The sequence below is a fragment of the Paraburkholderia fungorum genome (assembly GCF_003610895.1).
In the GTDB taxonomy this organism is placed as follows: Bacteria; Pseudomonadota; Gammaproteobacteria; order Burkholderiales; family Burkholderiaceae; genus Paraburkholderia; species Paraburkholderia fungorum_B.
In genome coordinates this window covers 203,844-217,664 of record NZ_MCAS01000045.1, presented here as the reverse complement: position 1 = coordinate 217,664, position 13,821 = coordinate 203,844, and the positions used below count along the sequence as shown (strand labels likewise).

The 13,821-nt window shown below is 64.1% G+C and carries 12 protein-coding genes; 8 read left to right on the top strand and 4 right to left on the bottom strand.

The window, feature by feature from the left end:
- Positions 1-325 precede the first annotated feature (325 nt).
- The 6 genes from dapC (at position 326) to cls (ending at position 6,785) form a co-directional block, all read left to right on the top strand.
- Complete coding sequence (gene dapC / locus BCY88_RS32175; protein ID WP_120348152.1) at positions 326-1,543, top strand: succinyldiaminopimelate transaminase; 1,218 nt, start codon at positions 326-328, stop codon at positions 1,541-1,543.
- An 83-nt stretch (positions 1,544-1,626) separates the two neighbouring features.
- Positions 1,627-2,454 (top strand): 2,3,4,5-tetrahydropyridine-2,6-dicarboxylate N-succinyltransferase, encoded by an 828-nt coding sequence (gene dapD / locus BCY88_RS32170; protein WP_120348250.1) that lies wholly within the window; start codon positions 1,627-1,629, stop codon positions 2,452-2,454.
- Positions 2,454-2,819 (top strand): ArsC family reductase, encoded by a 366-nt coding sequence (locus tag BCY88_RS32165; RefSeq protein ID WP_120348151.1) that lies wholly within the window; start codon positions 2,454-2,456, stop codon positions 2,817-2,819. Before dapD ends, BCY88_RS32165 begins: the two co-directional genes overlap by 1 nt.
- A 171-nt stretch (positions 2,820-2,990) precedes the next feature.
- The gene (gene dapE / locus BCY88_RS32160) at positions 2,991-4,130 is read left to right on the top strand and encodes a succinyl-diaminopimelate desuccinylase (protein ID WP_120348150.1); all 1,140 of its coding nucleotides are present in this window, start codon (positions 2,991-2,993) and stop codon (positions 4,128-4,130) included.
- Positions 4,131-4,147: 17 nt separating this feature from the next.
- Positions 4,148-5,032 (top strand): 50S ribosomal protein L3 N(5)-glutamine methyltransferase, encoded by an 885-nt coding sequence (gene prmB / locus BCY88_RS32155; RefSeq protein ID WP_120348149.1) that lies wholly within the window; start codon positions 4,148-4,150, stop codon positions 5,030-5,032.
- 313 nt (positions 5,033-5,345) lie between these two features.
- Entirely contained in the window at positions 5,346-6,785 is a 1,440-nt protein-coding gene (gene cls / locus BCY88_RS32150) for a cardiolipin synthase (RefSeq protein WP_120348148.1), read from the top strand.
- Positions 6,786-6,900: 115 nt separating this feature from the next.
- Here cls and BCY88_RS32145 read toward each other — a convergent pair whose 3' ends face one another.
- Complete coding sequence (locus BCY88_RS32145; RefSeq protein WP_120348147.1) at positions 6,901-7,380, bottom strand: glutathione peroxidase; 480 nt, start codon at positions 7,378-7,380, stop codon at positions 6,901-6,903.
- 135 nt (positions 7,381-7,515) lie between these two features.
- On the opposite strand from BCY88_RS32145, the gene BCY88_RS32140 reads away from it, so the two are divergent.
- On the top strand, positions 7,516-9,450 hold the full coding sequence (locus tag BCY88_RS32140; protein ID WP_120348146.1) for an ATP-binding cassette domain-containing protein: 1,935 nt from the start codon (positions 7,516-7,518) through the stop codon (positions 9,448-9,450).
- 145 nt (positions 9,451-9,595) lie between these two features.
- Positions 9,596-10,657 carry a CaiB/BaiF CoA transferase family protein gene (locus BCY88_RS32135; protein WP_120348249.1) on the top strand — a complete coding sequence of 354 codons (1,062 nt, stop codon included), beginning with the start codon at positions 9,596-9,598 and terminating at the stop codon, positions 10,655-10,657.
- Between the two features lie 101 nt (positions 10,658-10,758).
- On the opposite strand, the gene BCY88_RS32130 is transcribed toward BCY88_RS32135, so the two are convergent.
- The 3 genes from BCY88_RS32130 to alr all read right to left on the bottom strand — a co-directional run bounded on the left by BCY88_RS32130 (position 10,759) and on the right by alr (position 13,681).
- Positions 10,759-11,037, bottom strand: coding sequence for a DUF2866 domain-containing protein (locus tag BCY88_RS32130; RefSeq protein ID WP_120348145.1), 279 nt, complete (start codon positions 11,035-11,037; stop codon positions 10,759-10,761).
- Positions 11,038-11,180: 143 nt separating this feature from the next.
- A complete protein-coding gene (gene radA / locus BCY88_RS32125) occupies positions 11,181-12,557 on the bottom strand; it encodes a DNA repair protein RadA (protein ID WP_120348144.1) in 1,377 nt (458 codons plus the stop codon).
- Between the two features lie 53 nt (positions 12,558-12,610).
- Positions 12,611-13,681 carry an alanine racemase gene (gene alr, locus BCY88_RS32120; RefSeq protein ID WP_120348143.1) on the bottom strand — a complete coding sequence of 357 codons (1,071 nt, stop codon included), beginning with the start codon at positions 13,679-13,681 and terminating at the stop codon, positions 12,611-12,613.
- Positions 13,682-13,821 lie beyond the last annotated feature (140 nt).

Genomic DNA, 13,821 nt, shown 5'->3' with positions numbered 1-13,821 from the left:
CTGACTTTGCCGAAGGCGGCGTTCTTGCGCCCGCTTCGTCCGAATCGTGCGGATGTCTCCGTTGCTGCTACATACATTGCTGCTCCTGCTTCTTTTTTGCGCGAACCGTCTGCGGTTCGCGTCGTTCCCGCTGCGTCGCATTGCCTGCGCTGCCTGGCGGGTTGCGCCGCGCCGGTCCGCGAACGGCCGCGCGCCACGCTATAATCATCCGCTCGCCGCCGCTGCCACCGTTTTCACGCCATTCAGGCGTTTTGCCGTCAGCGCGCGTGCCCGGCATTTCCCTGCATCCGTCTGCGCCCCTCTTCGATCAGGCTCGATCCGCCCAGTGAACCCGCTACTCGACTCCCTTCAGCCCTATCCGTTCGAAAAGCTGCGTGCGCTTTTCAAGGACGTCACGCCGCCGGCCGGCCTCGCGCACATCAGCTTCGGCATCGGCGAACCGAAACATCCCACGCCGACCCTGATTCGCGACGCGGTGATTGCCTCGCTCGGCGGTTTGTCCGCGTATCCGGCCACCCTCGGCTCGCCGGCACTGCGCGAGTCGATCGCGAAATGGGTGACGCAGCGCTACACCCTGCCCCCGCTCGATCCGGCCAGCCAGGTGCTGCCGGTGGCCGGTTCGCGCGAGGCGCTGTTTGCGCTCGCACAGACGGTCATCGACCCCAAACGGAATCCTGACGGCGAGCCTGCGATCGTACTCTGTCCGAACCCGTTCTACCAAATCTACGAAGGCGCGGCGCTTCTCGCCGGCGCGCAGCCGTACTTCGTGAATAGCGACCCGGCGCGCAACTTCGCCTGCGACTATTCGGCGGTCCCGGCGGACATCTGGGCGCGCACCCAGCTGCTGTACGTGTGCTCGCCGGGCAACCCCACCGGCGCCGTGCTCACGCTCGAAGACTGGCGCGAACTGTTCGCGCTGTCGGACCGTTATGGCTTCGTGATCGCCTCGGACGAGTGCTACTCCGAAATCTACTTCGACGAAGCCAATCCGCCGCTCGGCGGCCTGGAAGCGGCCCATCGGCTCGGCCGCGGGTTCGAACGCCTCGTGATGCTGTCAAGCCTGTCCAAGCGCTCGAACGTGCCGGGCATGCGCTCGGGCTTCGTGGCGGGCGACGCCGCGATCCTGAAAGACTTCCTGCTATACCGGACATACCACGGCGCGGCCCTGTCGACGGTGTTCCAGAGTGCCAGCATCGCGGCCTGGAATGACGAAACGCACGTGCGCGAGAACCGCGCGAAGTACGTGCAGAAGTTTTCCACCGTGACGCCGATGCTCGCCGGGGTGCTCGACGTGCGCCTGCCGGACGCCGCGTTCTACCTGTGGGCGGAGGTCTCGCGCACGGGCCTGTCGGACACCGAGTTCGCCCAGCGCCTCTACGCCGACTATAATGTGACGGTTCTGCCGGGCTCCTTCCTCGCGCGCACCGCGCACGGTGTAAACCCCGGCCGCAATTTCGTGCGCATGGCGCTCGTCGCCGATGTCGACGAATGCACCCAGGGCGCACAACGAATCGTCGATTTTTGCCGCGCGCTCGCGGGCTGAGTTTTCGCGAATGTTTCGCGATTCAGCAACCCCGCGCACCGCATTCCCTTCTTCAGACTTCAACTCTTCAGAAAAGCACGCATATGTCGCAACAACTTCAGCAGATCATTGATACCGCCTGGGAAAACCGCGCCGAACTGTCGCCGAAAGCGGCCCCGGCCGACGTGCGCGAAGCCGTCGCCCACGCCATCGAGCAACTGGACAAGGGCGCGCTGCGCGTGGCCGAAAAGAAGGACGGCGACTGGATCGTCAATCAATGGCTGAAGAAAGCCGTGCTGCTGTCGTTCCGCCTGGAAGACAACGTGGTGCAACCGGCCGGCGGCTACTCCCAGTTCTACGACAAGGTGCCGTCGAAGTTCGCCAACTACACCGCTGAAGACTTCGCCGCAGGCGGCTTTCGCGTGGTGCCGCCCGCCATCGCGCGCCGTGGCTCGTTCATCGCGAAGAACGTCGTGCTGATGCCGTCGTACACCAACATCGGCGCCTATGTGGACGAAGGCACGATGGTCGACACGTGGGCGACCGTCGGTTCGTGTGCGCAGATCGGCAAGAACGTTCACCTGTCGGGCGGCGTGGGCATCGGCGGCGTGCTGGAGCCGCTGCAGGCCAACCCGGTCATCATCGAAGACAACTGCTTCATCGGCGCGCGTTCGGAAGTGGTGGAAGGCGTGATCGTCGAAGAAAACTCGGTGATCTCGATGGGCGTGTACCTCGGCCAGAGCACCAAGATTTACGACCGCGAAACCGGTGAAGTCACGTACGGCCGCATTCCGGCGGGCTCGGTGGTGGTAGCCGGCAACCTGCCCTCGAAAGACGGCTCGCACAGCCTGTACTGCGCCGTGATCGTCAAGAAAGTCGACGCGAAAACGCGTGCGAAGGTGGGCCTGAACGAGCTCCTGCGAGGCGACTAATGGCACGCGGCACCAAGACCGTCGTCTACGGCATCCCGAACTGCGACACCGTGAAGAAGGCCCGTGTGTGGCTTGAAGAGCACAACGTCGAGTTCGAATTCCACGACTTCAAGAAACACGGCGTGACCGAGCCGCTGGTTCAGGACTGGCTGAAGGACGTCAAGCTCGATGCGTTGCTGAACCGCCGCGGCACGACCTGGCGTGGTCTGTCCGACGACATGAAGGCGGCGGCGGACACGCAATCGGGCGCGATCGCTCTGATGATCCACAAGCCGTCGGTGATCAAGCGGCCGGTGCTGGTGGTCAACGGCAGGGTCAAGTCGCTCGGTTTTTCCGCGGACGAGTACACGGCGCTGTTTGCGTGATTTCGCGAAAAACGGGAACGCAACAAGCAGTAACAGGCAGCACCAGGCAGCACCAGGCATTAACAATGCGGTAAAACGCGGCCTCGCCGCGTTGCTCAAAAGCTGTTGCCGGCTGCGGTGTCCAACCGCCAGCCGGCATTTTTTCATTTCAAAGTGGCTTGTACTGAATCCATGTCCGGCACCCTCGCCCTTACCCAACAACTGATCGCGCGCGCCTCCGTCACGCCCGACGACCAGCATTGCCAGCGTCTCCTGATCGAACGCCTGGCCGCGCTCGGCTTCGAGCACGAGACGATCGAATCGAACGGCGTGACCAATCTGTGGGCCGTCAAACGCGGCGTCGACGGCACGCGCGGCAAGCTGCTCGCCTTCGCCGGCCACACGGACGTCGTGCCGACCGGCCCGCTCGAACAATGGCACTCGGCGCCGTTCGAGCCCACCCATCGCGACGGCAAGCTCTACGGCCGCGGTGCGGCGGACATGAAGGCCTCGATCGCCGGCTTCGTGGTGGCAAGCGAGGAGTTCGTCGCGGCGCACCCCGCGCATCGCGGCTCGATCGCATTCCTGATTACCAGCGACGAAGAAGGTCCCGCGACCGACGGCACCGTCAAGGTCGTCGAAGCGTTACAGGCGCGCGGCGAGCGCATGGATTACTGCCTCGTCGGCGAACCGACCTCGAGCGCGCAGTTCGGCGACATGGTAAAGAATGGCCGGCGCGGTTCAATGTCGGGCAAGCTGATCGTCAAGGGCGTGCAAGGCCATATCGCCTACCCGCATCTGGCGAAAAATCCGGTGCATCTGCTCGCGCCCGCGTTGGCCGAACTGGTTGCCGAGCGCTGGGACGACGGTAACGAGTACTTCCCGCCCACCACCTGGCAAGTGTCGAACATCCATGGCGGCACCGGCGCGACGAACGTGATTCCCGGCCATGCGGACGTGATGTTCAATTTCCGCTTCTCGACGGCCAGCACGGTGGAAGGCCTGCAGGCCCGCGTCCATGCCATTCTCGACAAACACGGTCTCGAGTACGACCTGCAATGGAGCGTGAGCGGCCTGCCGTTCCTCACCCCGCGCGGCGATCTGTCGAACGCGCTGGCCAAAGCGATCAAGGACGAAACCGGCGTCACGACTGAACTGTCGACCACCGGCGGCACCTCGGACGGCCGCTTCATTGCCCGCATCTGCGAGCAGGTGATCGAATTCGGCCCGCTGAACGCCAGCATTCACAAGATCGACGAACATATCGACGTCGCACACATCGAGCCGCTGAAGAACGTGTATCGCCGCGTGCTCGAACAACTGATCGCCTGACCCAAGGAATTTCCGCGATGACGCTCCCGTTTTCCACTGTCCGCGACCTGCTGCGTTTCGCGGTGTCGCGTTTCAACCAGGCCGGATTGTCGTTCGGCCATGGCTCGGCCAATGCGTACGACGAAGCCGCTTACCTGATCCTGCACACACTGCATCTGCCGCTCGACCTGCTGGAGCCGTTTCTCGACGCACGCCTCTCCGCCGCCGAAATCGACGCCGTGCTGAACGTGATCGAGCGCCGCGCCGGCCAGCGCGTGCCGGCCGCCTACATCACGCAGGAAGCGTGGATGCACGGCTTCCGCTTCTATGTGGATGAACGCGTGATCGTGCCGCGCTCGTTTATCGGCGAGCTGCTCCAGGACGGCCTGCAGCCGTACGTGGAAGACCCCGAACAGGTGAGTGCCGTGCTGGAACTGTGCACGGGCTCCGGCTGCCTTGCGATCCTCGCGGCGCACGCGTTCCCGAACGCGGATATCGATGCGGTCGATCTTTCCGCGCCCGCGCTCGAAGTCGCCGCGCGCAACGTGACGGACTACCGGCTCGACGACCGCGTCGCCCTGTTTGAAGGCGATCTGTATGCGCCGCTCGCCGAGCGCCGCTACGACGTGATCATCAGCAATCCGCCGTATGTGAACGCCGCGTCGATGCAGGAACTGCCCGCCGAATACAAGCACGAACCGGACATGGCTTTGGCAGGCGGCACGGACGGCATGGATATCGTGCGCCGGATCATCGCCGAAGCCCGCAACTGGCTGACCGAAGACGGCGTGCTGGTGGTGGAGATCGGCAACGAGCGTGCGAACGTCGAAGCGGCATTCGGCGGCCTCGACCTGGTCTGGCTGTCGACCAGTGCCGGCGACGACAACGTATTCCTGATTCAGGCCGCGGATCTGCCGGTATAACGCCGGACCGCCAGACCGCTTTATCGCGCGACACGCGCGGCAGACGTTCTTTGCCTGCCGCGCTTGTCGTACCTGCCGTACCTACCGCACCTGCCGTACCTGCCGTACCTGCCGTGCGTATTGCAGCGCATAGCCGCACACGCCAGCACCGCCCATCTCGCCCCCACCCGCACGCTCCGCATTCGTCAAATCGCCGAAGAAGCCGGACCGTCGCGCCCCCCAACGCCCCCACCTTCGGTAAGATGGGCGCGGTCAGCTGTCCGCGACGCCATCTAGCAGCCCCGGCGGCGCTTTGCCAACCCTTCGCCCGCCTATGCAATTCGACCTGCTTCATGTCGGCCCGCTAGTCGCCCTTGCCCATATTCTCGGGCTGGTCGCGGCGTGCCACGCGATTCTATACACCCGCACGTCGCAAGGCGCGATCGCATGGGCCGTGTCGCTGGTCGCCATGCCGTATCTGACACTGGTGCCCTACCTGTTTCTCGGACGCAGCAAATTCGAGGGCTACGCGGACGCCCGCCGCATCGAGAACGAATTGCTGCGCACGCGCGCCCATCCTCAGGAATGGGACACGCGGGCCTCATCCGCGGGACTGCCTACCCAGGAGCTCGGCGCCAGACTCGTGCATTCGCTTACGCGCCTGAGCGGCATGCCGTTCCTGCCGGGCAATTCCGTGCGCACACTCGTCAACGGCGCGGCGACTTTCGAGGCGATCTTCGAAGCAATCGAAGGCGCACGCCATTACGTGATCGTGCAGTTTTTCATCGTACGCGACGACGCGCTCGGCGAGATGCTCAAGGACGCGCTAATCGCAAAGGCACAGCAAGGTGTGCGCGTCTATTTCCTGTACGACAGCATCGGCAGTTTCGATCTGCCCCACCGCTACGTGGCGGCGCTACGCGCGGCCGGCGTGGAGACGCATCCGTTCGCCACCAATCGCCGCTTCGTCAACCGCCTGCAACTGAATTTCCGCAATCACCGCAAGATCGTCTCGGTGGACGGCGAGCGCGCGTTTGTCGGCGGACATAACGTGGGTGTCGAATACCTGGGCAGCAAGCCGCCCCTGTCGCCATGGCGCGATACGCATATCGAAGTGCGCGGCCCGGCCGTCGCCAGCATCCAGTTCGTATTCACCGAAGACTGGCACTGGGCGACCCAGCAGTTGCCAGAGTTCGCCATGCCGGCCTCCCAGCCCGCCGACGAGGGCATGCACTGCCTCGTCATGCCGAGCGGTCCAGCCGACAAGCAGGAGACCTGTTCGCTCTTCTTCGTCGAGGCGATCAATGCGGCGCGCGAGCGGATCTGGATCACCACCCCTTATCTCGTGCCCGACGAAGCCGTGTTCGCCGCGCTGCGGCTGGCCGTGCTGCGCGGCGTGGATGTGCGCATTCTGATTCCGTGCCGGCGCGATCACCGCGTGGTGTTCGCCGCCTCGAAACTGTATGCGTACGACTCGCTGCGCGCGGGCATACGGATCTTCCGCTATCAGCCGGGCTTCCTGCATCAGAAGGTCGTACTGATCGACAGCGTGGCGGCGGCGATCGGCAGCGCCAATCTCGACAACCGCTCCTTCCGGCTGAACTTCGAGATCATGGTGCTGACCGTGGACCGTGGCTTCGCCAAAGAAGTCGAAGCAATGCTGCTCAAGGACTTCGCGGAATCGCTCGAGATCGATCGCACCGAGTACCGTAATGCGAGCGCATTGCGACGCGTGCTGATGCACGTGGCGCGCTTGTTTTCACCGATCCTGTAGCGCCACTTCCGCCGCGCCAGCGGAACCGGCGCCGGCATCAACCTGAGTTCGAGCGCCGGATCGTGCCCGGCCGCCAACTTCAGCGCCCAGCCCCTGCCGCCGGCTCCGGCACGCGTTACAACAGCTTTTCGATGTCCTCGACAATCGCCTCCGGCTTGGTCAGCGGCGCATAGCGCTTCACCACATTGCCGTCGCGGCCGATCAGGAACTTGGTGAAGTTCCATTTGATCGCCTCGAGCCCCAGCAAGCCCGGCGCCTCACCGGTCAAGTAACGGAACAGCGGATGCGCATTGGCGCCGTTCACGTCGATCTTGTCGAACATCGGGAAGGTCACGCCATAGTTCTTTTCGCAGAAGCTGCCGATCTGCGTGGCGTCGCCCGGTTCCTGCTTGCCGAACTGGTTGCAGGGAAAACCGAGCACCGCGAGTCCGCGCGCCGCGTAAGTGTCATAGACCTTTTGCAGACCCGCGTATTGCGGCGTAAACCCACATTCGCTCGCCGTATTGACGATCAGCAGAACCTTGCCCTGGTAGCGCTCGAGGCTCACTTCCTCGCCGCCGAGCGTATGTGCAGAAAACGAATAGATCGATGTCATGTGCTCTCCCCGTGAAAGCCGTCAGTCTATGCCAAAAGCCGCGCCGGTACAGTCGGCCGAATGGCCGATCCTGACTGAGCGCCCGGCGTCGGCCCCGGCAGTCTAAAATAGCGTTTTTCCTCCGCCGGCCTCTTCGTGATCCGCTTTAACCAGTTCAGCCTCGCGCGCGGCACCAAGCCGCTCTTTGAAAACACCACGTTCACCCTCAATCCTGGCGAGAAGGCAGGCCTGGTGGGGGCGAACGGCGCGGGCAAGTCGACGCTGTTTGCCGTGCTGCTCGGTGAACTGCACGCCGACGGCGGTGATTTCTCCATCCCGCCGAACTGGCAGATTGCCCACGTCGCACAGGAAACGCCCGCGGCGGACAAGACCGCCCTCGCCTACACGCTAGACGGCGACGCGGCCCTGCGCGCGATCGAAGTGCGCATCGCCGAAGCCTCGGCTGCGCATGACGGCGCCGCGGAAGGTGAAGCGCACGCCGCGTTTGCCGACGCCGACGGCTACACCGCGCCCGCCCGCGCCGAGGCGTTGCTGCTCGGGCTCGGCTTCACGCTCGAACAAACGCGCGAGCCGGTCAGCAGTTTCTCGGGCGGCTGGCGCATGCGGCTGAATCTGGCGCAGGCGCTGATGTGCCGCTCCGACCTGCTGCTGCTCGACGAACCGACCAACCACCTGGATCTCGACGCGATCGTCTGGCTCGAAGACTGGCTGCACCGTTATCCGGGCACGCTGATCGTGATCTCGCACGACCGCGAGTTTCTCGATTCGGTCTGCAATGTGACGCTGCATCTGGAACATCAGCAGATCAAGCGTTACGGCGGCAACTATTCGCAGTTCGAAATCCTGCGCGCGCAACAAATTGCCTTGCAGCAAAGCGCGTATGAGAAGCAGCAGCGCACCGTCGAGCATCTGCAGAGCTACATCAACCGTTTCAAGGCGCAGGCCACCAAGGCGCGCCAGGCGCAAAGCCGCGTGAAGGCGCTTGAAAAAATGGAGTTGATCGCGCCGGCGCATGCGTCCTCGCCGTTCACATTCGAATTCCGCACGCCCGATTCCGCACCCAATCCGATGATGGTGATGGAAGACGTGCGCTGCGGCTATCGCGGCGAAGACGGCGAAATTCCGATCGTCGACCATGTCATGCTGTCGATCCAGAACGGTCAGCGCATCGGTCTGCTCGGCGCGAACGGCCAGGGCAAGTCGACGCTGATCAAAACGCTCGCCGGCACGCTCGAAGCTCTCGGCGGTCATGTGCGCGAGGGCAAAGGGCTGCGCATCGGCTACTTCGCCCAGCATCAACTCGAGACCCTGCGTCCGGACGACACGCCGCTGCAGCATCTGGCGCGTCTCGCACCAGACACACGCGAACAGGAATTGCGCGACTTCCTCGGCAGCTTCAACTTTTCCGGCGAGATGGCGACCGCGAAAATCGCCCCCTTCTCGGGTGGCGAAAAAGCCCGTTTGGCACTCGCGCTGATCATCTGGCAAAAGCCGAATCTGCTACTGCTCGACGAGCCGACCAACCACCTGGATCTCGAAACACGTCACGCGCTGACCATGGCGCTCGCGCAATTCGAGGGCACGCTGATTCTGGTGTCGCACGACCGGCATCTGCTGCGCGCCACCACCGACGTTTTCATGCTGGTGGCGAAGCACCGTCTGCAGGAATTCGACGGCGACCTCGACGATTACCGCGACTGGCTGCTCCAACACGCCGCGGAACAACGCGCGGCGCTGAAGGCAGGCACGGCATCGAGCGCCGCGGACAGCGCGGACAACGGGGTCAATCGCAAGGAGCAACGCCGCCTCGAAGCGGAAACGCGCCAGAAGCTCGCACACCTGAAAAAGCCGCTGCAAAGCCGCATCAGCAAGATCGAAAAGGAAATGGACGCGCTCAACGCGGAAAAGGCGACGCTTGACGCGTTTGTCGTCGATCCGGCCAGTTACGAGCCCGAGCAGAAAAGCAAACTGACGGAGGCCATTCGCCGTCAGGCAGATGTGAACGCGCGCCTCGAAACGCTCGAAGCCGAATGGCTCGAGACTCACGAGGAACTCGAACAAATCGGTTAGCGGCAGGATGTTGCTGCACCGCGCCGGCATCGATCGGAGGTAGCCCTTGTCACCCGTGAGTCCGTCTGCGCCTTCACCTGAGTCTTTGTCGGGGTCTTCAGCCGAGCCCTCGGCTACGTCGTCACCGGCGGCAGCGCCTGCGCCGCTGCAAGGCCTGCGCGTGCTGGACCTGACGCGCCTGCTGCCCGGTCCGGTGGCCGCCTTGCGGCTCGCGGAACTCGGCGCCGACGTACTGAAAATCGAAGCGCCCGGCGCGGGTGACCCCACCCGCACGATGATGCAGTCGTCGGCCGACCGCGTGGCGGGCCGCCCGGGCGCCTTTTACCGGCTGGTGAATCGCGGCAAGCGCGAAACGCGCCTCGACCTCAAGTCGGCAGCCGGATGCAATGTGTTGCGCGCGCTCGCGGCTGAGGCCGACGTGCTGATCGAGAGTTTCCGGCCCGGCGTGATGGAGCGCTTAGGCCTTGGCTATGAGACCCTGCGCGCGCTCAATCCGAGGCTGGTCTACTGCGCGATCAGCGGTTACGGTGCGAGCAGTCCGTTTGTCGACCATGCCGGTCACGATCTCAACTATATCGGCTACGCCGGCGTGCTCGATCAGTTGGCGAGCCGCGACGGCGTGCCGATCCTGCCGAATTTCCAGATTGCCGATCTGCTCGGCGGCGCGTTGAGCGCGGTGACGCAGATTCTCGCCGCGTTATGGCATGTGTCGCGCGGCGGCCCAGGCCGCTTCGTCGACGTGTCGATGACGCATGTCACGTACGCGCACAACATCGTCGCGCAAGTGGCGCTCGCCAACGAAGGCGCCGCACCCGCTGCCGGCGCCGGTCTGCTGAACGGCGGCGTGCCCTGCTACAACCTGTATCAAACGCTCGACAATCGCTGGCTCGCGGTCGGCGCGCTCGAACTGAAGTTCTGGGAAACGCTGTGCATGGCGCTGGACCGGCCCGAATGGGCGACGCGCCACTGGAGCCTCGGTCAGGCGATCGGCGGCCCGGATGCCATCGCGTTGACGCAGGAGTTGGCCGACCTGATCGGCAAGCGCCCGCTGGAGGAATGGGTACTGCTGCTGGAATCGCTGGACTGCTGCGTCTCGCCGGTACTGACGCCGGCGGAAGCCGCGCAGCACCCGCTGTTTAACCGCGAGGCGTATGCGGCGATGAACCACGATAAAGACAGCAACGACGCTGGGGCAGCGAGCACCTGATCGGCCAAATCATCAAGCTCTCGACGCAGACGATTGCGGGCGCTTGTGGGCGCCTGTGAGCAATTGCGGACGGCCGGCTCCACACCCCACCGCCCCCAACTTCAGCGCCGCACCGCCGTTTGCCGCGGTAAAACCTGGCGCGGCGATTTTTCGTCGTCGTACAGGAAATGCTTGCGGCCTTCCACGTGACGGTTGATCGTCGCGCGCACTTCGGCGGCGGTCACATCTTCGGCCACTACCCGGCGCGAAATCTGCCCGGTCGTATCGATCCACTCGACAATCCGGCAAGCACCGCCCCAAGGCTGGCGAATGGGCTCGGAGACGCGGCAGCCACGCACCTGCATCGGCCGCTCGACCACGGATTCATATGACTGTTTCAAGGCGCGATCCTTTTTTCGGCATCAGAACGGATGCAACACCTTCGCAGCTTAGAAAAAAGGAATGTCGGGCAGGTTACAGACAATATGGAGATATTTACCGCCCATTACGGTCGCGCCGGCGCCCGCAGGCGCCAAAGCCCCGTCTAGTCGAGCGTGCGGACCCGGTCGATGGCCTGCTCGATCCTTTCGACAGCAACAACCTGTAAGCCTTCAATCGGCTGCTTCGGTGCATTGGCCTTCGGAATCACCGCGACTGAAAAACCCAGTTTGGCCGCTTCCTTCAGACGATCCTGACCGCGCGGCGACGGTCGGATTTCGCCGGCAAGCCCCACTTCGCCAAATACAACCAGCCCCTTGGGCAGCGGCTTGTTGCGCATGGAAGAGTGGATCGCGAGCAGCACGGCCAGATCGGCCGCAGGCTCGGTAATCTTCACGCCGCCCACCGCGTTCAGGAACACGTCCTGGTCGAAACAGGCAATCCCGGCATGCCGATGCAGCACCGCCAGCAGCATGGCCAGCCGGTTCTGCTCCAATCCCACGGCGAGGCGCCGGGGATTCGGCGCATTGGCCGCGTCGACCAGCGCCTGCACTTCGACCAGCAACGGCCGCGTGCCTTCCTGCGTCACCAGCACGCACGACCCCGGAACGGATTGCTCGTGCTGCGACAGAAACAACGCCGATGGATTGGCGACGCCGCGCAAACCACGCTCGGTCATCGCGAACACACCGAGTTCGTTGACCGCGCCGAAGCGGTTCTTGATCGCGCGCACCAGGCGGTACGACGAATGCGTGTCACCCTCGAAGTACAACACCGTATCGACGATGTGCTCGAGCACGCGCGGCCCGGCGAGCGCCCCTTCCTTGGTGACGTGGCCGACCATGATGATGGTAGTGCCTGACTGCTTGGCGATGCGCGTCAATTGCGCCGCGCATTCGCGCACCTGCGCGACCGAACCGGGCGCGGAGGTCAGCGCATCGGAATAGACGGTTTGAATCGAGTCGATCACCGCGACGTCCGGCCGCTGCTCGGCGATCGTCGCCTGAATTTTCTCCAGCTGGATTTCCGCCAGCAGTTGCAGCTCGCTCGCCTTCGAGCCGGGCTCCAGCAACGAAAGTCGTTGCGCACGCAACGCAATCTGCGCGGCGGATTCTTCACCGCTGATATATAGCGCGCGCTTGTCCGCGGCGATTTCCGCGAGCGATTGCAACAGCAGCGTCGATTTGCCGATGCCCGGATCGCCGCCGATCAGCACCACGCCTCCTGGCACGAGACCGCCGCCCAGCACCCGGTCGAACTCGCTGACGCCGGTCGAAAAGCGCGGCACGTCGGATGCTTCGATATCGGCGAGGCGCCGCACCGGCGCGCTCTTCGCGAGCGACTGGAAGCGATGCGTGGACGGCGCTTCCGCGACCGATTCCACCAGCGTGTTCCATGCATTGCATGACGGGCACTGCCCGGCCCACTTCGGCGATTGACCGCCGCATTCACTGCATACGTACAACGTCTTCTGTTTAGCCACGCGTCCTTGCCTGTGTTGCTGTTCTCTGGATGGTTGGTTACGCCGACCGTGCCTTACTCCGCACGCATCGGCACGCGCGGCGCGACCGCGCACATCAGCTCGTAGCCAATCGTGCCGCAAGCCTGCGCGACGTCGTCGATCGGCAGCGACGCGCCCCACAACTCGACTCGCGAGCCGGTGTTGGCTGTCGGGATCGGCGTGAGGTCGACGGTCAGCATGTCCATCGACACCCGCCCGACGATCCGCGTACGCACGCCGTCGACGATCACCGGCGTGCCTTCCGGCGCGACTCGCGGATAACCGTCCGCATAACCGCAGGCCACCACGCCGATGCGCATCGCCCCGCGCGCCTTGAACGCCGACCCGTAGCCGACCGTATTGCCCTCGGCAAGCGTCTGCACGGCGATCAGTTCGGAGGCGAGCGTCATGGCCGGTTGCAGGCCGGTGCCGGCGATCGCGGCTGTCACGCCCGAGGGGGACGCGCCGTACAGCATGATGCCCGGCCGCACCCAGTCGAAGTGCGCGGCCGGATGCCACAGCGTGGCCGCCGAATTCGACAGGCTGCGCGCGCCGGCAATGCCTTGCGCGCCGCGCTCGAACGCTTCCATCTGGTGCGTGATGCCGCGCTCGCCATCGGCGTCCGAGAAATGGGTCATCAACGTGATCTGACCGACGCCCTGGCAGGCCCGCGCACGCTCCCACGCCGAGCGGAATTTTTCCACCGTGTAACCGAGGCGGTTCATGCCGGTGTTCATCTTCAACTGGATATTGACGGGCTTGGACAGACGCGCCATTTCGAGCATGCGCAACTGTTCGTCCGAATGCAGCGCCGTGGTGAGGCTGTAGCGATCGATCACGTCGATGTCGGTCGGACGAAAGAAGCCTTCGAGCAGCAGAATCGGTCCGGCCCAGCCCAACTCACGCAACTTCACGGCTTCCTCGAGGTCCAGCAGACCAAAGCCGTCGGTCGCGCGCAAGCCGGGAAAAGCACGCGCAAGGCCATGCCCGTAGGCGTTCGCCTTGACGACAGCCCAGATTTTGGATTTCGGCGCATAGCGCCGGGCGACAGCGAGATTATTGGCGAGTGCGGCGGTGTGAATCGTGGCTGAGAGCGGGCGCGGCATAGGTAATTTTCGTAAAGACGCTTGCGAATCAGGAGCTTACAGGGCGTTTTCAGTGCTCGGCAGCCCGCTGGGCGGTGCGATCAAGGATTTTGCTAGTCCGAATCCAGCTATTTTCGTGATATAAAGCCGTGCGCACAACC

Coding starts and splice junctions, on each gene's coding strand:
- dapD (WP_120348250.1), top strand. CDS start 1,627: ATGTCGCAACAACTTCAGCAGATCATTGATACCGCCTGGGAAAACCGC.
- BCY88_RS32165 (WP_120348151.1), top strand. CDS start 2,454: ATGGCACGCGGCACCAAGACCGTCGTCTACGGCATCCCGAACTGCGAC.
- dapE (WP_120348150.1), top strand. CDS start 2,991: ATGTCCGGCACCCTCGCCCTTACCCAACAACTGATCGCGCGCGCCTCC.
- prmB (WP_120348149.1), top strand. CDS start 4,148: ATGACGCTCCCGTTTTCCACTGTCCGCGACCTGCTGCGTTTCGCGGTG.
- cls (WP_120348148.1), top strand. CDS start 5,346: ATGCAATTCGACCTGCTTCATGTCGGCCCGCTAGTCGCCCTTGCCCAT.
- BCY88_RS32145 (WP_120348147.1), bottom strand. CDS start 7,380: ATGACATCGATCTATTCGTTTTCTGCACATACGCTCGGCGGCGAGGAA.
- alr (WP_120348143.1), bottom strand. CDS start 13,681: ATGCCGCGCCCGCTCTCAGCCACGATTCACACCGCCGCACTCGCCAAT.